17 protein-coding genes are annotated in these 25,634 nt (G+C 65.5%); 12 read left to right on the forward strand and 5 right to left on the reverse strand.

The genetic code is table 11. From position 1 onward, the window contains the following. Positions 1-186 precede the first annotated feature (186 nt). From VNH11_16595 to VNH11_16605, 3 genes are all read left to right on the forward strand, one after another. Complete coding sequence (locus VNH11_16595) at positions 187-3,213, forward strand: PVC-type heme-binding CxxCH protein (protein HVA47990.1); 3,027 nt, start codon at positions 187-189, stop codon at positions 3,211-3,213. 239 nt (positions 3,214-3,452) lie between these two features. After that, complete coding sequence (locus tag VNH11_16600) at positions 3,453-4,805, forward strand: hypothetical protein (GenBank protein HVA47991.1); 1,353 nt, start codon at positions 3,453-3,455, stop codon at positions 4,803-4,805. Positions 4,806-4,970: 165 nt separating this feature from the next. Then, entirely contained in the window at positions 4,971-5,195 is a 225-nt protein-coding gene (locus VNH11_16605) for a hypothetical protein (GenBank protein ID HVA47992.1), read from the forward strand. A 393-nt stretch (positions 5,196-5,588) separates the two neighbouring features. On the opposite strand, the gene VNH11_16610 is transcribed toward VNH11_16605, so the two are convergent. Next, entirely contained in the window at positions 5,589-7,346 is a 1,758-nt protein-coding gene (locus tag VNH11_16610) for a vWA domain-containing protein (protein HVA47993.1), read from the reverse strand. 46 nt (positions 7,347-7,392) lie between these two features. Further along, the gene (locus VNH11_16615; GenBank protein HVA47994.1) at positions 7,393-7,944 is read right to left on the reverse strand and encodes a hypothetical protein; all 552 of its coding nucleotides are present in this window, start codon (positions 7,942-7,944) and stop codon (positions 7,393-7,395) included. Between the two features lie 387 nt (positions 7,945-8,331). Here VNH11_16615 and rpiA point away from each other — a divergent pair, with 387 nt between their 5' ends. From rpiA to VNH11_16630, 3 genes are all read left to right on the forward strand, one after another. Further along, complete coding sequence (gene rpiA, locus VNH11_16620) at positions 8,332-9,015, forward strand: ribose-5-phosphate isomerase RpiA (protein ID HVA47995.1); 684 nt, start codon at positions 8,332-8,334, stop codon at positions 9,013-9,015. A gap of 155 nt (positions 9,016-9,170) precedes the next feature. Continuing rightward, positions 9,171-10,064: a carbon-nitrogen hydrolase gene (locus VNH11_16625; GenBank protein HVA47996.1), complete on the forward strand. Its 894-nt coding sequence runs from the start codon at positions 9,171-9,173 to the stop codon at positions 10,062-10,064. A 19-nt stretch (positions 10,065-10,083) separates the two neighbouring features. Beyond that, positions 10,084-11,238, forward strand: coding sequence for an agmatine deiminase family protein (locus VNH11_16630; protein HVA47997.1), 1,155 nt, complete (start codon positions 10,084-10,086; stop codon positions 11,236-11,238). Between the two features lie 600 nt (positions 11,239-11,838). Here the strand turns inward: VNH11_16630 and VNH11_16635 are convergent. Beyond that, positions 11,839-12,774, reverse strand: coding sequence for a sugar nucleotide-binding protein (locus tag VNH11_16635; GenBank protein HVA47998.1), 936 nt, complete (start codon positions 12,772-12,774; stop codon positions 11,839-11,841). A gap of 354 nt (positions 12,775-13,128) precedes the next feature. On the opposite strand from VNH11_16635, the gene VNH11_16640 reads away from it, so the two are divergent. From VNH11_16640 to VNH11_16665, 6 genes are all read left to right on the forward strand, one after another. Beyond that, entirely contained in the window at positions 13,129-13,842 is a 714-nt protein-coding gene (locus VNH11_16640) for an NTP transferase domain-containing protein (GenBank protein ID HVA47999.1), read from the forward strand. Positions 13,843-13,862: 20 nt separating this feature from the next. Further along, complete coding sequence (locus VNH11_16645) at positions 13,863-14,912, forward strand: N-acetylneuraminate synthase family protein (GenBank protein HVA48000.1); 1,050 nt, start codon at positions 13,863-13,865, stop codon at positions 14,910-14,912. Between the two features lie 50 nt (positions 14,913-14,962). Beyond that, entirely contained in the window at positions 14,963-15,688 is a 726-nt protein-coding gene (locus VNH11_16650) for an HAD family hydrolase (protein HVA48001.1), read from the forward strand. Position 15,689: 1 nt separating this feature from the next. Next, a complete protein-coding gene (locus VNH11_16655) occupies positions 15,690-17,480 on the forward strand; it encodes a hypothetical protein (protein HVA48002.1) in 1,791 nt (596 codons plus the stop codon). A gap of 130 nt (positions 17,481-17,610) precedes the next feature. Then, positions 17,611-19,206, forward strand: coding sequence for an oligosaccharide flippase family protein (locus VNH11_16660; protein HVA48003.1), 1,596 nt, complete (start codon positions 17,611-17,613; stop codon positions 19,204-19,206). Then, positions 19,194-20,114: a hypothetical protein gene (locus VNH11_16665; GenBank protein HVA48004.1), complete on the forward strand. Its 921-nt coding sequence runs from the start codon at positions 19,194-19,196 to the stop codon at positions 20,112-20,114. Before VNH11_16660 ends, VNH11_16665 begins: the two co-directional genes overlap by 13 nt. Before the next feature lie 247 nt (positions 20,115-20,361). Here the strand turns inward: VNH11_16665 and VNH11_16670 are convergent, their stop codons facing one another. Both VNH11_16670 and VNH11_16675 read right to left on the reverse strand, forming a co-directional pair. After that, positions 20,362-22,383, reverse strand: coding sequence for a sulfatase-like hydrolase/transferase (locus tag VNH11_16670; GenBank protein ID HVA48005.1), 2,022 nt, complete (start codon positions 22,381-22,383; stop codon positions 20,362-20,364). Positions 22,384-22,521: 138 nt separating this feature from the next. Then, positions 22,522-25,137, reverse strand: a complete 2,616-nt coding sequence (locus tag VNH11_16675; GenBank protein HVA48006.1) for a TonB-dependent receptor — start codon at positions 25,135-25,137, stop codon at positions 22,522-22,524. Between the last annotated feature and the right edge of the window lie 497 nt (positions 25,138-25,634).

The following is a 25,634-nucleotide window of genomic DNA, read 5'->3' on the forward strand; positions in this document are numbered from 1 at the left end:
TGTCGGTAGAGTTCGGTCGCTAGACCTGGACGTGATACCTGACGAGCCACAACACGGCAACATCACGGGATTGCCTCGCAAAGAGGAAGATGAGGTCCAGGCGGAACGGCTTGCATCGGCGCTGGTACGGCAAGCTAGGCTGATTCCACCGCCCAAAGCTTCCGCAACACGGCGTGCGTGATATCTATGAACCGACTGACGTCCCTATTTACGGCTGCGTTGATCGCGGCCTGCTTTTTTTCCGCTGCGGCCACCCTGGGCGATGAGCCATTGCCGCGCACGCCGCCCTTGGAGCCTGCGGCGGCGCTCAAGAGCTTCGAGACGCGGCCCGGCTTCGAGATGCAGCTTATCGCGGCCGAACCGTTGGTTACCGACCCGGTGGCCATGGTCTACGACGAAAACGGCCTGGCCTACGTGGCAGAAATGTCGGACTATCCGTATACCGACAAAACCACCGACAAGCCGTTCGTCGAACGCACGATGGACCGGCCCATCGGCCGCGTGCGCATTCTGGAAGACACCGACGCCGACGGCGACTTCGACCGCGGCACGATCTTCGCCGGAGCGTTTTCCTGGCCGACCGGCCTCGCCCTGTGGAAGGGCGGCGTGTTCGTGGCGGCGACGCCCGACATCTGGTATCTCAAAGACACCGACGGCGACCATCGGGCCGACGTGCGGCAAAAAGTCTTCACCGGCTTCCGCAAGTTCAACGTGCAGGCGGTGATGAACAACCTGGTCTGGGGACTCGATCACCGCATCTACGGCGCCGGCTCCAGTAACGGCGGGCAAATCAGGCCGGCCGATCGACCCGACGCCAAGCCCTGGCTGCTCGCGCGCAACGACTTCCGCTTCGATCCGCGCCACTGTGGCTCCGGGGCAAGTGGCTTCGAGTTGATTTCGGGCGGGGCGCGGTTCGGCAACACCTTCGACGACTGGGGCAACCGCTTCATCTGCAACATTCGCAACCCGGTCGAGCACGTGGTGCTGCCGGGCCGCTACCTGGCACGCAATCCCTATCTGCCGGTCGTCTCCGCCCTGCACGACGCCGCCGAGTCGGGCGACGCGCTGCCGGTGTATCGCATCAGTCCGCCCGAAGCGTGGCGGGTCGTCCGGGCGGCACGCATGGTGGCCGAAGCCAACCCGGCCACGCCGCGCAGCGAAACCAACGCCGAAGGCTACTTCACCTCGTCGAGTGGATTGACCATCTACCGCGGCGCCGCCTACCCTCGCGAGTTCTATGGCAACGCCCTTCTGGGCGAGGTGGCCGGCAACCTCGTACACCGGCAAGTGCTTTCGCCCGACGGGGTGACGTTCCGCGCGGTCCGCGGCGACGACCATACGGAGTTCGTGCGATCGCGCGACAATTGGTTCCGGCCGGTGAACTACGTCAACGCACCCGACGGCACGCTGCACATCCTCGACATGTACCGCGAGACGATCGAGCATCCCTGGTCGATCCCCGACGACATCAAAGCCGAGCTCGATCTGGAAAGTGGCCGCGACCGCGGTCGAATCTATCGGCTGGCCCCCGTCGGCTTCCAGCCGCCGGCCCCGCCAAAGCTGGGCGAGGCGAGCGATGCCGATCTGGTCGCGCAATTGGAGAATCCGAATTCGTGGTGGCGCGAGACGGCGCAGCGGTTGCTGTTCGAGCGGCAGCCGCACGAGGCCGTGGCGCCGCTACGTAAGCTGCTCAAGGAATCGAAGAACCCATTGGCGCGGCTGCACGCGCTCTGGTCGCTCGAAGGTTTGTCGGCGTTGAGCGACGACGACTTGGCGCTGGCCCTTGCGGATGCAGCTTCCGGAGTCCGCGAGCATGCGGTGCGGATCGCCGAGCCGCGCTTGCCGCAGGCGCCGCCCCTGGCCGAGCGAGTGATCGAACTGGCCGACGACGACGAAATCCGCGTTCGCTTCCAGGTGGCGTTCACACTTGGCGAGTTGATTCGCTCGGCCGCCGACGAAGATGTTCGCGCGCGTGCTTCAGTGGCGCTGGCAACGATTGCCCGCCGCGACGGCGCAGACCTGTGGGTCCGCACCGCCGTGTTGAGCTCGGCCAACGAGTCGGCGGCCCGCTTATTGCTAGAACTGCTGGCCGACAAGGACTTCGTCATCGGTAGCGAAGCCCCGCCGCTGGTGCGCGATTTGGCGACGGTGCTCGGCGCTCGGAACAAGCCCGCTGAGATCGCACCGGTGATGGAGGCCTTTGCCAAGCTCGGTCCGAAGGCCGCCGGCGTAGCGTCGCCGTTGATCGTCGGGCTCGGCAACGGCCTGAAGCGATCCGGTAAGAAGCTCGCCGACGTTGTGCCCGCCGGCTCCGCTTCGGCCCATCGCATCCATCACTTGTATGAGAGCGCACAGACCTTGGCCGCGGACAGCACGGCCGCCAGCGATCCACGGCTGGCCGCAATCGAGCTGCTGGCCACGGCGGATTTCTCACGGTCCAGAGAAACGTTGGCGGCGTTGCTGGCGCCCCGCGAGCCACAGTCGCTGCAAATGGCGGCCATCCGTGCGTTATCGGGCTACGCCGATGCTGAGGTGGCGCCGCTGTTGTTGAAAAACTACTCGGCCCTGACGCCGGGCGTGCGCGGCGAGGTCATCCAGGCGTTATTGGCACGCGCCGATCGCATTGGCCCGCTGCTCGATGCGGTCGAGGCCCGCCGCGTCGGCTCGGCCGACATTCCGCCTGCCCGGCGGACGCTGCTCGTGCAACATGGCGACGCCGCCATCCGCAATCGGGCGGGACGCTTGCTCGCCGCCGACACGAAGCGCCGCAACGTGGCCCTGGCGGAGTATCAATCGGCGCTCAAGTTATCGGCCGACCTCGGCCGCGGGCAGGCCGTGTTTCAGCGCGAGTGTCAGGCCTGCCATCGGCTTGGCGAGCGAGGCCACAACGTGGGGCCGAATCTGCTCTCGGTCCGCAACCGCACGCCCGCCGAAGTTTTGGCCAACGTGCTCGATCCGAACCGTGAAGTGGCACCAAATTTTCAGGAATACATCGTGCTGTTGGACGAGGGGCGGACGATCACGGGCATCATCTCGGAAGAGACGGCCACCAGCGTCACGTTGCGGCGGGCCGAAGGGATCGAAGAGACGGTGCTGCGGCAGAACATCGAGGAGATTTCCGGCACAGGCCGCTCGCTGATGCCGGAGGGTTTTGAGAAGAAAATCGCCCCCCAAGAAATGGCCGATCTGGTCGCATATTTGCTGCGCGGTTAGCACTATAGCCGAGAATGAGGCCAGAATAAGCGGTGGGCTGGGGCAGAGCTTGGCCGGGCGCGGCTGGATTTGCCAACACGCCCTGCGGCCAAGCGATGCCCCGGTAGCAGCGCCACCGGGGCATCGCTGGCCGACGGCGTCATGGGGATTGCAAGACCGCGCCCGGCCAGCTTATGCCCCAGCCACCGCCGTGAACCCAAACCCAAAATCGAAAATCCAAAATCGCTTCAGGTTCAAAAATGCACACGAAACTCTCCTTGTTTACCGTCGCCCCGGTACTACTGCTGGCCGGTCTGGCGTCGCGACCGGTCGCGGCCGACGACGAGCCGGTGCCGGCCGCCGTATCGCCACGAATCACGATCGACCAGGACCCCGATACGCTACTGACGCGCGTGGTCATCGAAGCGAAAGACGGGGAAGTGGCCTGGGCCGATTTGATGGCCGGTCTGGCAAAAGCCAAGGGCTTCGACAGCGACGCCTTGGACGACGTGCCGCGACACCGGTCATTCGACCTCAATCGCCGGCACACGCGGCTGGTGCTGGGACTGATGAACGTACTGATGGAGTCGAGCGGCATTCGTTTTGCTGTGCTCCCTCCGCAACCCGCCGACGCGGAACCAAAGTTGCAAGTCACGCTCGACCGTCGCGCCATGCTGGCCTCGAAGCGGCGATTCGAAAAAGTGCTTAGGCTGGCCGCGACGGAGCGACTGGCCGACACTCCCTTGCGGCGAGACTATGGTCTCTCGTGGCCCGACGGCGCGCAGCCGGCGGTGGGCGACGCGGTGGTGGTGTTGCACGGCCTCGGCTCGACGCCCGAAGAACATGCCTCGCTTTCCGCCGATCTGCGGCGTGCGGGTCTGCGCGTGGGCGAGTTTGCCTATCCGGGCGATGAGCCGCTGGACGATTCGGCGAAGCTGCTGGCGCGCGAGCTGAGGCAGTTCCGGCGCGATCGGCCGGCCGTGCGCCTGCGGTTGGTGACGCTGTCGATGGGCGGACTGGTGGCGCGGCGCGTGCTGGAAGACCCGGCCCTCGACCCCGGTAACGTCGCGCAGCTTGTGATGGCGGCGTCGCCCAACCACGGCTCGGCGCTTGCCTATTGCGGCTTTGCCTTGCAAATCTGGCAGTTTCTCGACGACCCCAAAGCGCGCAACGTGGCCGAACGGTTCTACGCAACGGTCGAAGACGGGCTGAGCGAAGCCGCCGACGATTTGCGGCCCGATTCGTTGTTCTTGAAGGAGTTGAACGCTCGATCGCGAAACCCGCACGTGTACTATGCTCTGTTGTTGGGAACCGGGGCACGGCTCAGCGCGCACGCGGTTGCCGAGTTGCGTCAGCGCGTTGCCGAGGCCAAAGAGCGCCATCGGGTGGTGCAGTTCTTGGCGCCGAAGATCGAGCGCGTGCTGGCCGACGGCGACGAGTTGACCTACGGTAAGGGCGACGGCGTCGTGGCGGTCAAGAGCGGCCGCCTGGACGGCGTCGACGACACCATGACGCTCGACTTCGATCATCTCTCCCTCGGCCGGCCGCCGCAGACCGAAGGAGAAAAGCACTTACGCGCCGAAATCTTGAAGCGGCTCGCGCAGCCGATTTGAGGCGACAGGTTTCAGGCGTCAGGACAAAAGCGGCGTCAGGTTTCAGGCGTCAGGCATCAGGACAAAAACGCCTGACGCCTGACGCCTGAGGATGGTGGCCGGGTGATTTTGGCACGTTGAATGCTCCCTTTCTCGGAATACTTTCTTCCTGAGGAGGACAACATCATGGCCGACGAAGAATGGGGACTCTGTAAAGATTGTATGTGGTTCCAGATCGAGCCGACCGCGGAACCCGAAGACGAAACGATGGGCCTGTGTATCGACGAAGACTTGCAGCGGTTCCGCCTGCGGGTGTCGGGCAACAGCGGGTGCAATCGTTTTATGCACGGCGAAGTGGCTCACGCGGCCGGATCGAGCGCCGCGCCGCCCGTCGCCGAGCCGGTGCGCTGACGGAGCCGACAGATGCGCCGCGCGCGGCGCATCTGCCACGTAGCCCTTTCGCTCCGCGAGAGGAAAGCCGTTTACCTCGCGACCATGCGACGCGCGTGTCCCATCGGCCCCCTGCCGCAGACTACAGACCGCCGTCACTTGCGCCGCGCGCGGCGCAAGTGAGCAGCATGACGGACGACACCCCTCCAACTGTAAAGTCGCAAACCTTATGTCTGATGGCTTTACGCTTCCGCGACGGAAGGTATCGACATCCGCTTGTTACAAGCGCGCCCCTTCAGGCATTTCGAAGATGGCCAATTCGCGCCAAAACGATGCCGGGCGATCAATACTGACTAGCTAGGCCGTCCCGTAATGCACTCGACGGCCTAGGAAGGCCATCCTCCGCGCCTCCGATCACTCCTTCTTGTGCGGCGGCGGGGGTGGCGGCACGGGCCGGATGACGCGAGTCTCGCCCGGCGGCGCCGCTGGTGCGGCGCTGGCGGGCGGCGGCGTCTTTCGCGGCGGCGGAGGCGGTGCGCTAAGTGTGCGTGCAGGCGCTTTGGCGTCGGGGGCAATCGCATCCGGCGGCGGTGCGGCGGAAGGCCGAGCTACCTTGGGCGCCGGCGGCGGTGCCACGCGCATCGCTTGTGCCGGCCCGCTCCCGCCGATCGCGCCAAGCTGGTGCGACCCGCGCACCACCACGCGCACGCCGCCGATGTCTTGATCGTGGCCCGGCTCGACGTGCGTCGATTTCTCCGTCGCGAAATCGACGCACACGATCTGGCCGTCGGCAAAAGTATACTGGCAGGCCAGCGGACGCGCGCCTCGCGCATAGACCTGGCAAGCACGGTTGTCGCTGCCGATCTTTACGGGCGTCGTTCCCAAGCTGACCGTGACGACTTCCTTGCCGCCGTAATGCACCTCGAGCCAGGCCTGCCGGAAGGCGGCTTCGACCAGCGCCAGCATGATGCCGATCGCCGCGCCAAGAACCGCCGCGCCGAGCAGCCCGCCGGCGCCACCCGGCAATACCGAGGCCAGGATGAAGGCCAGTCCGCCGACCACACCGCCGACCGCTCCGCCCAGCGCGCCGCGGGCGGCCCCCAGATTGGGCACGAACCACGACAGGCCCCAACCGGCCAGCAGGCCCATCAACGTCCAGCCGACGATCCGCCCCAGCGGCATCAGCACCGCAGCCAACGCGCCGATCACCGGCAGTTCGGCGGTCGCCGCGGCGAACGAATAAAGGATTTGACCGGCCAACGCGCCGCACACGCCCGCGACGGCCCCGCCGATCGCCGCGATGGTCGCTTCGCCTCCGCTGAATGCCGGGCGATGCAAGTAACGGTTCTGCCCGGCGACGAGTGCCAACGACATGCCGCAGCCGGCCAGCAGGCCCCAACCCGCGGTCCGCAGCAGATTGCGCCAAAAGCCCTGCGTGGCGCCCGACTCGACCAGCGAGCCGCCGTAAATCGCCTTTTCGGCCTGACGGAAGCCTTCGTCGAAGTCGCCTGAGTTGACTGAAAACACGAGCTTGCGGTCGCCCGTGACCTGGTCGAGAAAATCGGTGTCGGCATCGCCCGTGCCGATGGCTACGATCCGCAGGCCCGATGAACGGCACTTGCCGGCGGCGTTCAGCGTGGCTTCGGCATCGTCGGGCTGACCGTCGGTAAACAGCAGGATGCTGCGCGGGACCGAGCCGTCGCTCCAATCCGCCGGACGGTTGTCGAGCTCGCGGGCGGCGGCCTCCAGTCCAAGATCCATGGCGGTGGTTCCGCCATCGGCGAGCCTGGCGATGGCGCTATCGAGTTGGGCCGCGTCACTCGTCAGTGAACTGGCGCGATGCACTGAGCGGCCGAAACCGACCACCGCGATCCGGTCGGCCGCGCCGTGGTGCCTCGCGACGAAACTGGTGGCGGCCGATTTCACTTCGCGCAGCTTCTCGCCTAGGCGGCCTTCATCGCCGCGTCCGCCTTCCGTCATGCTGCCCGAACAGTCGATCAACAGGCAGACGGCCTGCCCGCCGCTCACAGCGCGGGAGCGTGTTGCCGCCAGCAAGATTTGCCCGGCCAGAGCGCCGGCCAGACAGCCGGCCGCGCCCCACGCTGCCAATCGCCGCAGCTTCGCGTCGTGGAGCCAGTTCTGCGGCAGCGTGCCAAGTGCGTCGTGCGTCATGCGGTCTATTGTAAATCGCCGCCCGGCACGGTGCAAAAGACAACGCTTATTCGTTCGCGCCGTCCAGTTCCTTTGAAGGGACCGGTTCCTCGCTTTCTGGGGCCGGTCCGTTCTCGCCGCCTGGCAGCGTCTGTTGCTTCAAGTATTTGGGCAACACGGTCCCGCGCCTCAAATTCGGCGCCGCGGCATGATCGCCCGGAATCGCAGTCAGTCCTGCGGTTTCACCACGCACGACCACACCTTGTCGGCCCAGCAGACCGGCGATCGGACCCAGCACCGGGCCGCCACGCGGCGCGAACTTGCTGTTCGGCATATAAGGCACCCAGGTATCGCCGGTGTAATAGGACCAGGCGTCGTCTTTGGTCCAATACCACCAACGACCGTTGTGCAGACGGTAGCGCCACTGGTTTTCAGGCCGGCCCGGCGGGGTTGCGGCCGAAGGTGGTCCCCAATAAAAGACGTGCGGACCGGCCGGGGCTTCGTTGCCGGGCATCGCTCGCGAATTGGTAACGTCCTGGGCCGACGCGGTGGTCGCCGCAACCAGCATCACGCCGGCAGCCACCGCGGCCGGCGCCGTCAAAAAACTTAAAATCCTCATCACCCGCTCCTTGCTTGCTTGAATGGTTTTATACTTCACACGCACGAGAATGAAACATTGGCGGTGGCTGGGGCAGAGCCTGGCCATGTGAAGGCCAGCACCTCGTTCATCTCGGCGGCCAGGCGATGCCCCGGTTGGTCGCACCGGGGCATCGCTTGGCCGCCACGCTGTTGAGGGTCGCTAGCCGCTATTTGGCCAAGCTCTGCCCCAGCCACCGCTTTTCCTCGCGGCGAACCGTCTCCTTATCGGCCGAGTGAAGTATAGCTGCTAGAATCATAGGTCGGACGCGGTGCGGCGTCATATCGAGGTCGTCATTGACGCCGTCCCTTCGGGGTCGGGATAATGGCGGCTGTGTCGGGCCCGCTCCTTTTCCATGCCAACCTCTCCATGACTAGCCAGCCGCATTCCTTGCAGGCAATCGCCCATCGGGCACTGGAAATGGTCCCCGCCAATGCGGTGATCGGACTGGGCACCGGACATGCCGCCGCCACGTTCATTCAGGCGCTGGCCGACAAAGTCAAACAGGGTTTTGTGGTGCGCGGCGTGCCCACTTCCAAAGCTTCGGAGGAGTTGGCCAGGAAGCTCGGCATTCCGATCATCGGGCTCGACCGCGTCGAAACGCTCGATCTCGACGTGGACGGCGCCGACGAAGTCGATCCGGCCGGAAACCTCATCAAGGGTTATGGTGGGGCGCTGGTGCGCGAGAAAATCGTCGCGGCGGCGGCCCGCCGGCTGGTAATCCTGGTCGGCCCGGAAAAGCTCGTGCCGCAACTTGGGTCGCATGGCATTTTGCCTGTTGAAGTCATCCCGTTCGCGGTCCCCTTGTGTACGCGCCGGCTAGCAACGCTGGGATGCCGTGCTCAGCCGCGGTTTCAGGCCGGCAAGCCGTTCGTCACCGACAACGGCAACCAGATACTCGATTGCCGCGTGCAGCCAATCTCCCGGCCCGACGATCTGGACCGCGCCATCCGCGACATACCGGGCGTGGTCGGCACGGGGCTGTTCATCGGCATGCCCGTCACGGTGCTCGTGCAGCGTGGCGACGAAGTGGAAGAGATGCCGCGCGCGTAACCCGCTTGCGCACGGTAGCCCGCTTGCTCCGCAAGCGGAACGGCTTTGCCACTGCTTCGGGTCCTTCGTAGTGAAGATCGTCCAAATGTGAACGCCGTTCCGCTCTCGGAGTGAGCGGGCTACCAAATCGCCATCGCTACGCTACCATTCACAACATGGCTCAGTCACATTACGGCTCCTCCCCCTCCAAGGTCAGCATCGCGCTGGTGCAGATGACTTGCGTGCGCGAAAAGGAACCCAACGTCCGCAAGGCACTGGCCCGCATCGGCGAAGCGGCGGCGGCCGGAGCACAAATCGTTTGCTTGCAAGAATTATTCGCGGGCGAATACTTTTGCCAATCGGAAGATCACGCCCGATTTGGCGAGGCCGAGCCGATTCCCGGCCCGACCGGCGAGGCGCTGGCGGCGGCGGCCCGCGAGCACGGCGTGGCGGTGATTGGCTCGCTTTTCGAGCGGCGGGCAGCGGGCCTCTACCACAATACGGCGGTGGTGTTCGACGCCGATGGCCGGCAGGTCGGTCTCTACCGCAAGATGCACATTCCCGACGACCCGCTCTATTACGAAAAGTTTTATTTCACGCCGGGCGACCTGGGCTTCAAAAGTTGCGACACACGTTACGGTCGGGCAGGCGTCTGCGTCTGCTGGGACCAATGGTATCCCGAAGCCGCCCGACTGACCGCCCTGACCGGCGCCCAGATTCTGTTCTATCCCACGGCGATTGGCTGGCACGAAAGCGAGAAAGAAGAGTTCGGCGCAAGCCAGCACTCGGCCTGGGAGACGATGATGCGCAGCCACGCCATCGCCAACGGTGTGTTTGTGGCCGCGGTGAACCGCACGGGCAGAGAAGGCCAGATCGAGTTCTGGGGCGCTTCGTTCGTGGCCGATCCCAACGGCAACGTGCTCGCTCGCGCCGCCCACGACGTCGAGGCCACGCTGGTGGTGGATTGCAATCTCGATCAAATCGACGTGGTCCGCACGCATTGGCCGTTCCTTCGCGACCGGCGCATCGACGCTTACGGCGATCTTGTGAAGCGGTATCTGGATGGATGAGAGGGATGAGAGATGAGGGATGAGAGACGTAGGGTGGGACCAGCGAGCTTGGGAGCGCCGGCCCACCGAGTTCCCGATTTGCAATTTGCAATTCGCAATTTGCAATTTGCAATATCTCCGTCCACTCTTGGGTGTCTTCGTGGTTAACCGCAGCCCTGTTCCCGCCGCCCTCGGCTATCGCATGCCGGCCGAATGGGAGCCGCACGCCGCCACGTGGCTCTCGTGGCCGCACAACCGCGACTCCTGGCCCGGCCAATTCGAGCCGGTGCCCGGTATCTGGGCCGAACTGGTCCGTGTGCTCTCCGGTTCCGAGCCGGTCCACATTCTGGCCGGTGGCGAAGCGGTGATGGGCGAGGCCCGGCGGCTGGTCGGGCATCTGCCAAACATCACGCTGCACGACATCCCGACCAACGACGCCTGGATGCGCGATCATGGCCCCATGTTTCTCGTCGGCCCCGCCGACACGCCGCCGGCGCTGGTGGACTGGGGCTATAACGCCTGGGGCGGAAAATATCCGCCTTTCGACCTCGATCAGCAGGTGCCGCGACGCATCGCCGAGCTGCTTGGCTTTCGCCGCATCGAGCCGGGCATCGTCCTGGAAGGCGGCGCGATCGACGTCAACGGCAGCGGCAGCGTGCTCACCACGGAGCAGTGCCTGCTCAATCCGAATCGCAATGCCGGCCTGACTCGCGCCGAAATCGAACGCTATCTGGACGATTACTGCGGCACACGGCACGCTATCTGGCTGGGCGGCGGCATTGTGGGCGACGATACCGACGGCCACATCGACGAGTTGGCCCGGTTCGTCTCGCCGCGCACCGTCGTGGCGGCGGTGGAAGACGACCCGCACGATGCGAACTACGAGCCATTGCACGACAATCTTCGCCGCTTGCGCCTGGCCCGCGACGAGCAAGGGCGCCCGCTGGAAGTCGTCCTGCTGCCGATGCCGGCCCCGGTCTTCTTTGGCGAGCATCGCCTGCCGGCCAGTTACATGAACTTTTACATTGCCAATCGGCTGGTCGTCGTGCCGCAGTTCGGCGACGCCGCCGACTCGCTGGCACTCGACATGCTCGCCAGGCTGTTTCCTGACCGGCGGGTTTGCGGCCTACGGGCGGTGGAGTTGGCGTGGGGCTTGGGCGCGTTTCACTGCATTACGCAGCAGCAGCCGGCATGATAAGGACGCACAAGCGAAGCTCGCTCGCGCGACGGTCTATTGACCGCCGGATTGTAGGATGCGGAGAACGCCGGCGGCCGGGGCGTTCGTGGGGCATCTGCGCGATCGCCAGCCCAAACACCGCACACTTGAGCCGCCACATCCGCGTCTACCTCTTGAAACCGCTTCGTGGCATTCGGTTTCCTGTGCTGCCCAGCGTCAATTGCAGCTTCGCCGCTGCGAGGCCAGGCGGCAGGATGCAGGGTACACCTCCGCCACGACCCGAGCTTGCCTCGGTCGGGCGATGATTGGAAGCCAGAGGCCGGCGCGACAAAATGCCCCTTCCCTCACGGGAGTCCGTCAGCCGCCGCGACGCGGCGGCTGGCGGACTCCCGTGGCGCGCGCTGCCGTCGGAAGGAAGGAAGGTCGTCGCTTCGTCTCTGGCTGTCAATCAACGCCCCACCGGCACGAGGCCGGCCGTGGCGCGTCATTCCCGCTACGCGGCTTTGCGGGCAATCGCCAAATCTAGCCGTGGGTTTGCGCCGGTTTCCAGCCACGGCTGAATTCCCGCGCCGCCTCGCTTACGCTTCGCGTTTGCTGCGGACGAATGAAGATTCCGCGTCAGGCGGCGCAGGCGTGCAGCAACCGCGAGCGCGGGTCGAGACGGTCGCGGAAACCGTTTTCGGCCTGCTCGGCGAAGCGGGCCAGCCCTTCGCGAAGCAAGGGGAGCGGGGTTTCCAGCTCGCGCCGCGCGCGATAGGTGTTCAGCGAGGTTTCGTCGACGCGCGGACGCCGCGGCGCCACGTCTTTCGCCACACGCACGTGCCGGCCGGCAAAACCGCAGGCCAACGCCAGCTCCGCCGCGAAACGAAAGGGACTCGTTCGCTCCGCGCCGGTGAGGTGCATCAGGCCCGTCAGTTTCTTTTGCAACGCCAGATGGACGAGCATGGCCAGATCGCTGGCCAGAATCGGCGTGGCGTGCCGCTCGGCATCCACTTCGCAAGGCTCGCCCTGAGACAAACGTTGCCATAGATGCTGAGCGTAATTGGCCGACGCACCGGACGGACTCCAGCCATAGGCGTGCGTGCGGACGAGTAGGGTATTGCAATCGATCAGGGCGTTCTCGACGGCACGTGCCGCTTCGGCCCAGGGAGTCGTTGCCTGGGGCGGCGAAGCCTCGTTGTGGAATAATCGCGGACCGGCGAAAACCGCGTCGGTGAGGAGAATCGCCGAGCGGGCGCCGACCCGCTGAGCGGCCGACACGACGGCCGTGGCCAACCGCACCTCGCCTTCCGCGTCAGGAGCGGCAATCTCGGCCGTGTCCCAGTTGGGACGCGAGAGCGGCCCGCAGTGAATGATCTGCCGCGGCGATTCCAAAGCGATGGCCCGCGCCAGATCGTCCGCGGAATAGGGGTCGCAGGAAACCATCCGGCACCCTTCCGGCCCCTCGGCCTGCCCGGCGATGCCCAGCACTTCGCACCGCTCGACAAGGACCGCGGCGACATTCGCCCCGACCAGCCCATCTACGCCCGTCACCAGTACCTTATCCACGTCCACGTTTGGCCTCCATGCCTTGCTCGAATTTGCCCGGCGGGCGGGCGGGGATGACCCGGCTGCCGCCGCCAGCGCGGCAGCAGCGAGGGCGGGATTCTAGCGAGAGACGGCGGCCCGTCCAAGGTGAATTGTCGGAGGATTCACCGATCTCTGTAGGGAACGGACTCCGTGCCGTTCCGCCGGATGTCGATCGACGTTCCGTCGGTCCGCACGGAACGGCACGGAGTCCGTTCCCTACAGAGTACGGGGCGAAAACGCGTTACCGCACCCGCTCGGCTTGACCCTTGTGCGAAGTGGGTGTTAGACTTCCTGCCGCGCCAAGGAAGGACATCAAACACTGCGAGCGAAGGAGCGACCGTGGCAGTCACCTCGACAATGGGAGTCGTTTGCGTTCAGACGCCGAACGAGCAACCAAGCAGGAAGCACCGCCGTAAGTTCGGCAGCCGGCCCTTGCTGGAATTGATCGTCCGCCGGCTCACCGATTGCCAGCAGCTCGACGGCGTGGTGGTTGTGGCCGGCCGAGCAAGCGGCGACAAGGCCGGGGGCAGCGAGGCGGTGGCCGATCTTGTTCCGGCCGATATACCGATCTTGTGGGCCGAGCAGCCCGATCTCGTGGGCCAGCTCAACTCGGCCCTCGACGCCACGGGGGCCACGGGACTGGTCAAGATCGATGCCGACCACCCGTTTGTCGATCCGGTGCTCGTCGACCGGCTGGTGACCACCGCTCAATCGCAGCCGGAATGCGATTACGTCGGTTTTTGCTTTCGCGATGGGCGGCCGGTCATCCGCTCGCGGCTGGGCAACTTCGCCGAATGGTACTCGGCCGATGCCTTGCGGCGGGCCGAACAGACGGCGACGGTCGAAGACCGTCACCACGTGACGCGGTTCCTCTGTTCTCATCCCGACCGCTTTCGGTTGCGATTCATTCCCGTCCCCGCGGCACTCGAATCGGGCAAGGTGTGGCTGTCGGTCGACAATCACGAGGCCTGGGAACACGCACAGACGATGTATGACTGGCTGGGACACGAGGGGCTCGACTGGGACCGCATCGCCGAAATGATGTCGGCCTAAGCGGGCGAAAGGATACGCGAATGGATGCGGGTGGTTTTGCAATCGCGGGACGGTGGATCGCTGCCGAGCAACCGGCGCTGGTTGTGGCCGAGCTCGGCCAAAACCATAACGGCAGTCTGTCGCTGGCCGAGCAGCTCATCGACGCCGCCGCCTGGGCGGGCGCCGACGCCATCAAGCTCGTCAAGCGCGATCTGGACAGCGAGCTTTCGCGCGAAGCACGCAGCCGCCGCTATGACAGCCGGCACGCCTTCGGCGCCACTTACGGCGAGCACCGCCGCGCGCTGGAGCTCTCGGCCTACGAGCACGCTTTGCTGGCGGCACGAGCGCGGCGGCATGGCCTGATCTACATCGAGACCGCCTGCGACGTCGCCAGCGCCGCCGTGCTCGGCGAGCTGGGCGTCGACGCGTTCAAGATCGCCTCGCGCGACCTGACCAACCTGCCGCTGGTGGACGACGTGGCCGCGCGCGGCAAGCCCGTGATTTTCTCGACCGGCATGGCCGGCCTGGCCGAGATCGACGAGGCGGTGGAGGTCGTGCGAGAGGCGGGTCCGCCCTTCGCCGTGCTGCAATGCACGTCGCTCTATCCGACGCCGATGGGCGACGTACACCTGCGGAGCATGGTCACGCTCGGCCAGCGTTACGCCGTGCCTGTCGGTTTTTCGGACCACACCACCGGCCTCCTGTTGGCGCCGGTGGCCGTGGCGATGGGAGCGACGATCGTCGAAAAGCACCTTACGCTCGACCGGAGTCTGAAAGGCACCGACCACGCCTGCTCGCTGGAGCCGGACGAGTTTCGACAGCTTGTCAGACAGGTGCGGCAGGTGGAGACGGCGTTGGGGCGAGCGGACAAGCCCGTTGCGGAAGGGGTGGCGACGGTGCGTGCCAAGCTGGGCCGCAGCCTGGTGACGCGCGTGCCGCTGGCGGAGGGCACGCGCATCGAAGAGCCGATGCTGGTTCTCAAATGTCCCGGCGACGGGCTTTCGTGGCTCGATCGTCAGCGCGTGGTGGGGCGGCGGCTGAAACGAGATTTGGCGGCAGATGAAAAACTGAAACTGGAAGACGTTTTTTGAGATTTTGGATTTTGGATTTTGGATTACGTCGGTCAAGGAGGACCCCCCGCATGTTCGACACGATGATGGAACGCCGACCCGTGCAAGGTTTGCTGTTTGACATGGGCGACGTGCTCTACGATGCCACCGGCTGGCGCCGCTGGTTGCTGCAGCTTTTGTCACGGATGGGCCTGCACACGCATTATCGCACGTTGTACCATATCTGGGACGACGATTTCCTGGCGGACGTCTACCGCGGCCGCCGCGACTATCACGAGGCGTTTCAGTCATTCCTGCTGTCGATCGGCTTGTCGCACGGTCAGATCGACGAAGTGCAGGCGGCCAGCCAGGCCCGCAAGCGCGACCTGGAAGCGAACGCCCGACCGCTGCCCGGCGTGAGGGCGACCGTGTCGCGGCTGGCCGGGCAAGGGGTGGCTCTGGCCGTGCTGAGCGACTCCGAACAAGACGGCGACGGGCTACGGGCGCAATTGGGGCGACTTGGCCTGGGCGGCTATTTTTCGGCGGTCCTGTCGTCGATCGACTTGGAGTACACGAAGCCCAGCCCGGTGTGCTACCGCGCGGCCCTGGCGGCCATGCAGCTTGCCAGCGACGATGTCGCGTTCGTGGGCCACGACGGCGATGAGTTGGTGGGAGCGCGGGCCGTGGGACTGCAAACCATCGCCTTCAATTATGGGCCCGGCGCGGTGGCCGACCATTATCTGACGCGGTTCGACGAGTTGCTGCAGGTTGTCGATGCCCGCTACCATCACGCCGACCCGCTGACGAGTGCCGCCTGAGATGAGAATCTTTGCACGACACGGTTTGTGGGACGGTCCGCTTGCGGAGCAAGCGGGCTACGAGGACGAGCTTCTGCTGGAGGGAAGCTGGCCGGCCGACCGGCAATGCGCGGGACGGTGGTCGCTCGACGAGTCGATCGATGCGCGCTTCGCGTGGATCGACCAGCGGGCGATTGAGTTGGCGGAAATCGCCGCGGGCGGCGGGCCGTCCGACCCTCCGGCGACGAGCTTTCCCTACATCAATGCGCTGAGCTTGCGTTATTTCCTTGTCAAGCTGCTGCGCGTGTCGGGGTTCTTCAAAGACGTTCGGACGCTGACGCCCGGCGAGCGCATCGATCTGTACCTGACGGCCCATCGCGACGAAGCGTATGCCGTCCTCATTCAGCAACTCGCGCAGCAATGCGAAGCGACGCTCGAAGTGCATTGGCGTCAACCGCCCGCGCGGAAAGCGGCCAAATTGCGGCGAGCGCTTGCTTGGCGACAATGGGCGGAACGTGCCCGCCGCTGGCCCGCAGCGCCCCCAGCCGAAGAAGGCGACGGCGCGCCGCGCGTGGTGTTGTGCGGCAGTCCACGGATTTTGAACCCGGTTTGTGCCGAGCTGCTGGCGCGGGGCTGCCGCGTGTGGTGGTTGTACGAGCGGTTTGCTTTGCGTTGCTGGTGGCGCTGGCGGGCCGCGGGCGTCGAACAACTCGTGTGCGAGGCCGACGACGCGGTGGCGCGGCGATTCAACGATGCCTGGACCGGGGCGGAGCTTTGCTCGGACGGCATCGACCTGGCGCGGCCCCTCGAGCGATGGCTGGCGGAACGCGCGGCGGACGTGGGCGAGCAACAATCGGCTTTGATCGACCGCATCGAAGGGCATTTTCGCGCGGTCCGCCCCACCACCTTGGTGCTCGACGAAGACGCCACTCCGCTGAAGCGCATCGCCGTGGCACTGGCCCGCCGTCATGGCGCGCGGTCGTCTGTGGTGCAACACGGCGCGCCGTGCGGACCGTTTGGCTTCGTGCCGCCGGCCGCCGACGAGATTTGCGTCTGGGGCGAGTCTGCGCAGCGGCAGCTCGAGACCTGGGGCGTGGCGCCGGCGAAGATTCGAGTTGCGGGTTGGCCGAATCTCAAACCGCGTCTCTTGGAGCGTCCTCCGGCCCGGCCGACATCGCAGAGACCTGCCAGGCGGTTCTTGCTGCTGGCGACCGTCGAGCCGCGCGACGAGCGACCCGACGGCGTCGAGTTCCATCTCACGAGTGGCAACTACGCGCTGATGCTGCAGATGGTGCATGAAGTCCTATCGCAAATCGAACACGCCACGCTGACCATCAAGCTGCACCCTCGAGCTCGCAAGAAGGAGTTCATCCGCTTTCAGCCGCGATTGCAACCGTGGCTGGAGGACGGCAAACGGAACGAATCGCGTCCCGTATTGCCGGTGCGCGTGGTCCATTCCAAGAATCTCGCCCGATTGGTGGCGGCCAGCGATTGCGTGCTGAGCTGTGCTTCGACCGCCGGCATCGAAGCCGCCCTGGCCGGAGCACCGGTTGTGCAGATCTTGCCGATCGGTTCGGGCAACGTGCTGCCGGCCGACGATTGGGGGTTCGTCGGCACCGCCCGGACCGCAGGCGAGCTGGCGGCGTTGGTCGACGCGGCTCTTGAGCGCGGCTGGGCCAAGCCGGCCGAAACCGCCGATCGGATGCTTGCCAACGTCGGCGAGGCCGCTGCTCGCTCAATCGTGGATGGCCTGATCGCCGACAGCGATCAACAGTTGTTGGTGCTCGGCGCATCCGGTCGAGAGCTTCCGTAAGGTGGGACAAGCGAGCTTGCGAGCGCTGGCCCACCGTAAGCGACGTCGTTCGCGGTGGGCCGGCGCTCGCAAGCTCGCTGGTCCCACCTTACGACGAACCGAAACACCGATTTTAAGAGTCGTTCATCCCATGTCGCACTCCTCCGCGGCCGACTACAGCACGCTGACCTCGCTGGCGGAGGCTCCGTCGCCCGTCAGCGGATGGCGGCGGTTGGCGGCCGATATGGCGGCGGTGGGCTGCTCGTCGGTCGTCTGCCAGGGTCTCGGTGTGGTGACCAGTCTCGTGCTCCGCGCCGCGCTCACTCCGGCCCAGATGGGCGTGTGGCAGGGCCTCAAGCTTCTGCTGGGCTATGCCAACTACACGAACCTGGGCGTCAGCAAAGGGGCCGCGCGCGAGCTGGCGATCGCCGTCGGCAGTGGCGAGACGGCCCGCGCCCAGCAAGGGCTGAACCTGGCCTTCACGGTCAACACCGTGACGAGCCTTGTGTACGGCATCGCCCTGGCCGCGGCCGGTCTCTGGCTGGCGCGCGATCGTGGCGGCCTGCCCGCCGATAGTTGGCTGGTCGGCCTGCTGGCCTTGGGCGCGCTGGTGGTCGTGCAGCGGCACCTCACCTTCCACGTGACGATCCTGCGGTGCAAGCAGTCGTTCGCGCTTACGTCGTGGGCATCGCTCGTTGAAGGGTCGCTGACGTTGGGCCTGGCCGGCTTGGGCGCCTGGCGATGGGGTCTGCCCGGCCTGTATGGCGGCACTCTTTTGACGCTGCTGGCCACGCTCGGCTATCTGCACTGGCGAGGCGTCGGCCCGCTGGCACTGGCCTGGCAGTGGAGCGAGATCCGGCGGTTGGTCGCCATCGGCGGCCCGATTCTGCTGGGCGGCGTCGCCACGGCGCTTTTGCAATCGCTCGATAAGCTGATGATCCTCGCCATTTCGAGCAATCGCGAATTCGACCTGGGGTGTTACTCGACGCCGCTCTTGATTACCGGACAAATCTATGGCCTGGCGAACATGTTTGCCCTGGTGGTCGCCCCGCGCTATGGCGAGTTGTTCGGCCGGACGGGCCGCCGCGACGAAGTCGCCCGACTGGCGGCGCGCGCCAGCGAGCTGCTGGCGGCGGTGACCTCGCTCAGCGCGGCAGCCGGGCTGGTGATCGCCGTTCCCATGCTCGCGTGCCTGTTTCCCGCTTATCGGCCGGGCCTTGTACCGGCGACGTGGCTCGTGCCGGGCATCATCATGCTGGCGCTGGCTCTGCCGCTGAACCAGTACTTGGTGGCCGTTTGCCGGGAGCGCTTGGCGATGGCCGCGGCCGTTGTTGCGCTGGCCGCGGGCGCGGTCGCCGATGGCGCCGTCCTGGCGACGGGGCACGGCATCATGGGCGTGGCCGCGTGTACGGCGATCGTCTATGCCGGCTACTATCTGCTGTTGCTGTCCGTATCGATTTGGCCCCGGCTCGACGCCGCCGCAAGACGACGCTACCTGATAACGCACATCGTTGTCTTGCTCTTCCCGTTGGCACCCGCCTTGTGGCTGACTGACGTGCAAGCGGAGAGCATCGACATCGCGCGCCTCGGAGGCAACGCCGTGGTGGTGCTGGCGGTGTGGAGCGTTGTGGCCGCGGCCGGCTGGCGGCTGGCTGGATGGAAAACCGCTTGCCAAGACGGAAATTGTTCAAATGGCCCAATGCCTAACGCCCAATACCTAACGCCTCCCGACCCATGCCCCGACTGACGCTGGCCGAACTCGAACGCCGCTGCCAGAAGCCCGATTATCGCCAATCGGGCAATTGGATGGCGCGCCGCATCAGCCGGCCGGCGGCTTTGCACGTCACGCGCGTGATTGCTCCCAGCGGAGTTTCGGCGCACGCCGTCACCGGCCTGGCCACGGCGGTTGCGCTGGCCGCGGCCTGCTGTTTCGGCATCGGCACGATCGGAACGTGTTTCGTGGGCGCTCTGCTGCTGCAAGTATGGTATCTGCTCGACCATGTCGACGGGCAGGTTGCCCGGCTCAACGGCACGGCTTCGCTCGACGGCATCCAGCTCGACTATCTCATGCACCACGTAGTCAATCTCGCTGTGCCGTTCAGCCTGGGTTATGGCGCTGGTCGAAGCGGCGGTGAGGCGTGGCTTCTTCTCGGATGCGCGTTCGCGCTCGGCCTGTTGCTCATTGGGCTGGCGAACGACACGCGGTACAAGGCGTACATTGCTCGTCTCAAGCAGATCGAAGGCCCTTTGCTCGTCCAGCGGCGTGGGGCGGACGAAGTCGCCGCCGAACATCTCCGCACAAGCTGGTTTCAGGCCGGGCTTCGGCAGGCCGTATACTTGGCGCGGAAGCTCTGCGAGATACACGTTGTGATGAACGCGGTCACGGCCATCGCGGTTGCGCAGTGTTGGATCGGCCAAACGCTGCCGAGCAAGGTCTATCTGGCCATCATGTCGCCGCTGGCCCTCGTGACCGCGGTCGCCATCCTGGTGCGCGACGTAAGACGCCAGGCCGCCGAGCAGGACTATGCTGCCTGGTTCGCTCCTTGTCGAAGGGGGTCCTGCACGCCGACGTCCGCTATACTTCACGCGGTCGAGAATGACGCATTCGCGCCCGAACGACTCTCTGTAGGGAACGCCCTCCGTGGCGTTCCGTGATCCGCGAAATCACGTCGCCGCGGCTCCACGGAACGCCACGGAGGGCGTTCCCTACAGACGTCTCATTTCCGGCCGCGTGAAGTATAACGTCGTGCGGCGAACCTCTCTGGCTACTGCATCTGGAACGACCGTGTCTGGGAGACAGGCGGCGACAAATGAAGCATTCGGCTGCGGTTGCCAAAGTGAGTAACCAATGAAGTGGCGAGCCGGGCCATGTGCGTTGACGATGGCGTTCAATCCCGCGCCGTCACCGCACGCCATGCTTGGCCAAGAACTCGCGTTGATAGGTGACCCAGCCGCCGAGCCGTGCCCGATAGGCCCGCGCACGTTCCGGCTCGGCCGTCGCCAGGTTTGCCATCTCGCGGGGGTCGCGGGACAGGTCGAACAGCTCGTCGTGCGAGGTGTCGACGTAGTAGTGGTATTTGTACTGGCCGTCGCGCAGGCCAAGCACCACTTCGTGTCCGACGGACAGGAAATACGCCCGCTGGTCGTCGCGCTGGCGAAACAGGCTCTCGCCCTGCCATTCTTTCGGCGCGGGAACGTTCAAAACGTCGAGCAGCGTCGGCGCCACGTCGATGTGTCGGCCCACGATGTCGTTCCGCCGAGGCATCTCGCTTAAGCCGGGGTTGAGCAGCACCAGCGGCACGTGGACGGCCTGTTCGTAAATGCCGAAGCTGTGCGTCCGCAGGTTGTGCTGACCGAAGCTCTCGCCGTGGTCGCCCGTGATGGCCACCAGCGTCGAGTCGGCCAGGCCGCGTTTTTCGATCTCGGCCATGAACCAGGCCAGCGTGGCGTCGGCGGCGCGCAGGGCATTGAGGAAGCGGTCAAGCTCCTCGTCTTTCACGCCGAAATCGAGGCGCTGGGCGGGCGGAAAATAAGGATGGTGCGTCTCGATGGTGTAGGCGTAGGCCAAGAAGGGCCGTTGCGGATACTGGTCGATCCAGTCGAGCACGTCCTGGTACATCGTCTGGTCGTCGATGCCCCAGGAGTTGATCTCCTTTCCGGGATGGCTGCCGGCGTCGAGCACCGCATCGACGCCGCGGGCCTTGAGAAATACGTCCCGCTTCTGCCAGCCCCACGAGCCGGAATGGGCGTAGCAGGTGCGATAACCGTGGACCTTCAGCACCTGCGGCAGGCTGACGACGTCGAACTGCGGATGGTCGCGGACGATCAGCAGCCAGTCGGGCCGCGGATAAACGCTGTGCGACAGCGCCACCAGGCTTTTGCAGCTCGACGCAGCTTGCGCGTAGACGTTGTCGAACAATACACCGCGCTCGGCGGCCAGACGGTCGAGATTGGGCGTGGCGGCAAAGCGCGAGCCGTAGGCGCCGACGTATTCCACGCCGATCGACTCCAGCACGATCAAGACGACGTTCTTCGGCCGGCGCTCGGCGGCCACCAAAGGCGCCCGGCCCGTGGCATCGGCCTTCACCCGGCGGAAATCGCGGTCGTCGATTTCGCTGAACGAGTAGTTGTGCGAGAACGGCTGGTCTTTCGAGAATTCCTGCACGCACGAGGCCAACAGCACCCAGTGCGGGCTTTGTGCGATGCGCCGCTCCCAGCGGTTGGGGTCGGTCCACTCGGCGCGGACATAACGTTCGCAGACGACGCCGCCGGCCAAGACCATGGCGCACAGCAGGGCCGTGGTTTTCGGCCCGATCGGCGAAAGCACCCGCCGCGCGATGGGCCGCCGCGCGATGGTCGGCGCCGCCACGATCGCCAGCGGGGCGGCGAACAGCAGGGCCAAAGTGCCCGGCGGAAAGTATTCGCGGGCCGACGACAGCATCACCTCGGGGCCGCCCACGAACGACAGCAGGCGGACGGTGAACGGCACCTTCGTCACTTTGAACATCGGCACGCTGGCCACGGCATACGCGCCGCACAAGGCAAACAAACCGATCGACAACCATCGCCCGACTCGACTCACGGGCGAGGGCCACCAAGCAAGCATACGCGACAGCGACCCGCAAACGATCGCCAGACCCGCGGCAAAGCAAACATCCGGGGCCGAGACCACCGCCAACCGCAATAACCAGCGGATGAATTCACCCAAACTGGAAACCGGAAACGGCAGCAGGAGCCATTTGCCGACGACGCCGACCAAGGCCAACAGCGTGGCCAGCGCCAGCCAGGTGTGGTCGATCGCCGGAGCCGCTTGCCGAGCGGCGGGGTTGACGGGCCGGGCGGCGCGCGAGAGTTGTCCGTCTGCGGCGGGTCTCGATTCGGACGACGACTCGACGGGCGGTCCGCGGCGCAGTGTGGATTTCATGGCGATTCCTTTCGCTCTCGTGCCAGCGGCGCCCCTTCCGCTCAGAAGGGTGGCGAAAATGCCCGTGGCATTTCCGGCGCCGGCCCCCAGTATCCGCACGTGGGGGCTTTGGTCAAGACCAGAGCACAGGAAGCGGGACTAGTAGATCCACTCCAGGCTGGTGTAGGGGCTGATGCCCGGCGAGAGCACCTGCACCGGCCCCGTCTGCAGGCTCAGATACTGGATGTAGTTGCGATCGAAGATGTTCGTGATGCCGCCCGACAGCATCAGGTTCCGCGATACGTTCCAGTAGCCGCGGACGTTGCCGATGGTCCAGCCGCCGACGCGCTTTTCGATCTGCGTGTATTGGCCGGGCACGTCGGTCACACGGAGCACGCCCGGCCGGTTTTGCTCGCGGGTCATCGTGGCGAACAGTTCCAGGCCCCAAGTGCGGCCGGCGTTGGGATCGTGGAAGCGGACGCCCGCGAAGCCTTGCAGCGGCGGAATTTGCGTCAAGGGCTGGTTGATCGTCACGTCGGTGCCGTACACATAATGGGCTGAGGCGAAGGGAGTGACCCGCGGCGTGAGGTCGAAGCTGTTGAAGGCCTCGAAGCCCCGCAACTCGGCCAGCGGCGTGTTGAGCGTGTTCAGCAAGACCGCCCCCGTCGGATCTCGGACCGCGTTAGCGCTGTAGGTAATGTAGTTGTTGACCCACGAATTGTATCCCCGCAAATAACCGCGCCAGCGGTCGTAGTTGCCGTTGATCTGGGCGTCGATCTGCCAATTGCGTTCGGGCTGCAAGTTCGGGTCGCCGATCACGCGGCGATAACCGCTCTGGATGATGCCCAGGAACATGCCGTCGGCATAGCGGTCGATGAGCGAAGGCGGCCGCTGCGATTGGCCGAACGACAAGCCGGCGCTCCAATGCTGCGTGATGTCGACCTGGTTGACCATGTAAAAGGCATAGAGTCCGTTGGCCTTGTTCAAGGGGCCCGCCGGCAGGGCGCTGGTGGTGGGATAGAACGCGGAGTTCGGCGGCCCGTTGATGGGCACCGTGTTGGAATAGGCGTTGGTATCGACATAGTCGCCGCGGCCGCCGATCTTGCTGCGGAAGTAGCTGGTCCAGGGCAACGTCATTTCGGCGAAGGCACCGGGGTTGACCATTGTCGCCCGCGGCATGCCGGTGGAGAACTGGAACGGATACATTCCGTTGCCCGGCGGCGAAGGCGGCGAGGCGGGCGTGGGCGCGAAGGGCGGATTGGGCAGGTAGGGATTGATCGTGAAAAATTCCGTCACGCGTTGATTGAGCACGCGCACGTCGGTGCCCGTCAACAGGCTCACTTCGTCCAGCTCGCCGAACTGCGCCGTCACACGTCCGCCGGTCGACATGAGCGAGCCGACCGTCGAGCCGCTGAAACCGACCAGCGGCGGCAGGCCGGCATTCTGATCGGCCGGCGTGGGAGGCGTTCCGAAGGATGTGGCGACTGCGGGATAGACGGATTCCGTCAACGACTTCTCGATGCCCGTCACGATCGGCTGCTTCGTCGAATTGAAGGTGTTGCCGGTCATGTTGTTGCTGTTGTACCAACCCTGCGCGAGCATTCGGGTCCAGGGCATGGTGACGTCTTCGTCGATGTAGCGCAGGTTGAAGGCATTGGTCTCCAGCGAGCTGACGTCGAAGAACTCGCCGGGGTAGGCCGTGTGGTTCATGTCTTGCCGGCGATAGGTGCCTTCAATTCGCTGGCCGGGCGTCAGGTTGTAGCCCAGCTCGGCCAGGATGTCGCCGGTGTTGTAGTGCGAGGGAATGTAGGTGCTGTTGCCGGCCTGGTAGTCGTTGCCGTTGCGATGGCCGTAGCTGAGACGATAGCCGAAATCTTGCGTGCCGCCGCTGACGGTCTCGCGGCCGTAGATTTGCTGGCCGTTGGGGAGCCAACTCATGCTGCTGCGGTATTGCTGCCGCTGATTGCGGGGCGTCGGCCGAGTGACGATGTCCATGAACGTGAAGCCGGGGCCGTACTGCACCGAGTAGGGGCCGGCCACGATGATCGTGTCTTGGACGATGCCCGGATCGATCTTGTTGACCACGGTGTCCAGGTCCCAGCGGACCGGCTCGAAATACTGGCCGTCGAGCTGGGCGTAAATCTCACGGTTCTTGAAACCGCGGATGAAGGGCGCTTCGGAAATGCTCGACCGCCACATGGTCTGCACCGCCAGCACTTCGTCGGCGATGGCCTGGGCCAGGTCGGGGCGGGCATTGACCGCCAGTGCCGGCGCGCTGGTGGCGCTGGCCACGGGGGCAATCGATTGTGCGATCGGCGCGCGATCGGCGGGCAATGCCTCCAGTGCGCTCATGATGCCGCCTTGACCAAACACGCCCAGGCTGCCGAGCGGCTGCGTGGGTTGCAGAGGTTGCAACGGGCTGACGGGCGGCGCGGCCGGGGCCAACGGCTGCTGCGGCTGCAACGGCGCCAGCGGTTGACGCACCACGCGAAAGTAGCCGCCTGACGGGCGAATGTATCCTTCCGGCCGGAAGGTGGGCATTTCTTCGGTGCGCCCGGCGGGCCTGGAGTTCGGGCGCCTGTACGCGGTCGGGCTGACGTGAGGCCCGATGTCGATCGAGGTATCGAGCGGATCGGCCACCAGGGCGTGCCAGAGTTGCGTGCGGAACAGCGCGGGGGACGACGCCGACGAACGCGCTCGCGCCGAACCAGCGGCCGGCGCAGGCGCGTCGTCGGCCTTGGCCGGCGCGGCCCCCTTGGCAAGCAGGGCACTCATCAACACACACCACGTTGACAGAGTGACTCGCCTTTTCTGAACAACGCACATACGCAACTCCTGGCAGCCGCCAAGCGCCGGGCCCGTCAGACGATGGTGCCGACTTTTGTCGGTTCCGGCGGTTGCTGGGTCGTCTACCAAGACGCTTCAGGCTGTTTGTTGAATCTTTGCGGGGTGCGAGCAAGTGGCGGCTTTCGGGACGCCTTGCTCGCAGATTCGGTCGGTACGGCACACTCCATAGGGCCGTACCCTTGGGAAGAATCGGCAAGTGCCCACCGCGGCTTTACATTCGTTCCATCCGGACGTAGGGGTTACGCCGCAATGACGAGTTGACCCGCCACAACGCGGCCGATTGGATAAACCTTGACGGCGGCTGGGGCAGAAGCGGGTCCGGTGAAACCGTATTAGCGCGAAGTTCTGAAAGTGATACTTCACGCGGCCGAGAAAGACCTTTTGCCGCGAGGAAAAGCGGTGGCTGGGGCAGAGCTTGGCCGCAC

Source organism: Pirellulales bacterium (assembly GCA_035533075.1).
Classification (GTDB): Bacteria; Planctomycetota; Planctomycetia; order Pirellulales; family JAICIG01; genus DASSFG01.

Bases quoted from the DNA above. Each gene is read 5' to 3' on its own strand.
- VNH11_16595 (HVA47990.1), top strand. From the start codon at position 187: ATGAACCGACTGACGTCCCTATTTACGGCTGCGTTGATCGCGGCCTGC.
- VNH11_16600 (HVA47991.1), top strand. From the start codon at position 3,453: ATGCACACGAAACTCTCCTTGTTTACCGTCGCCCCGGTACTACTGCTG.
- VNH11_16605 (HVA47992.1), top strand. From the start codon at position 4,971: ATGGCCGACGAAGAATGGGGACTCTGTAAAGATTGTATGTGGTTCCAG.
- VNH11_16610 (HVA47993.1), bottom strand. From the start codon at position 7,346: ATGACGCACGACGCACTTGGCACGCTGCCGCAGAACTGGCTCCACGAC.
- VNH11_16615 (HVA47994.1), bottom strand. From the start codon at position 7,944: ATGAGGATTTTAAGTTTTTTGACGGCGCCGGCCGCGGTGGCTGCCGGC.
- rpiA (HVA47995.1), top strand. From the start codon at position 8,332: ATGACTAGCCAGCCGCATTCCTTGCAGGCAATCGCCCATCGGGCACTG.
- VNH11_16625 (HVA47996.1), top strand. From the start codon at position 9,171: ATGGCTCAGTCACATTACGGCTCCTCCCCCTCCAAGGTCAGCATCGCG.
- VNH11_16630 (HVA47997.1), top strand. From the start codon at position 10,084: ATGAGAGACGTAGGGTGGGACCAGCGAGCTTGGGAGCGCCGGCCCACC.
- VNH11_16645 (HVA48000.1), top strand. From the start codon at position 13,863: ATGGATGCGGGTGGTTTTGCAATCGCGGGACGGTGGATCGCTGCCGAG.
- VNH11_16650 (HVA48001.1), top strand. From the start codon at position 14,963: ATGTTCGACACGATGATGGAACGCCGACCCGTGCAAGGTTTGCTGTTT.
- VNH11_16655 (HVA48002.1), top strand. From the start codon at position 15,690: ATGAGAATCTTTGCACGACACGGTTTGTGGGACGGTCCGCTTGCGGAG.
- VNH11_16660 (HVA48003.1), top strand. From the start codon at position 17,611: ATGTCGCACTCCTCCGCGGCCGACTACAGCACGCTGACCTCGCTGGCG.
- VNH11_16665 (HVA48004.1), top strand. From the start codon at position 19,194: ATGCCCCGACTGACGCTGGCCGAACTCGAACGCCGCTGCCAGAAGCCC.
- VNH11_16670 (HVA48005.1), bottom strand. From the start codon at position 22,383: ATGAAATCCACACTGCGCCGCGGACCGCCCGTCGAGTCGTCGTCCGAA.
- VNH11_16675 (HVA48006.1), bottom strand. From the start codon at position 25,137: ATGAGTGCCCTGCTTGCCAAGGGGGCCGCGCCGGCCAAGGCCGACGAC.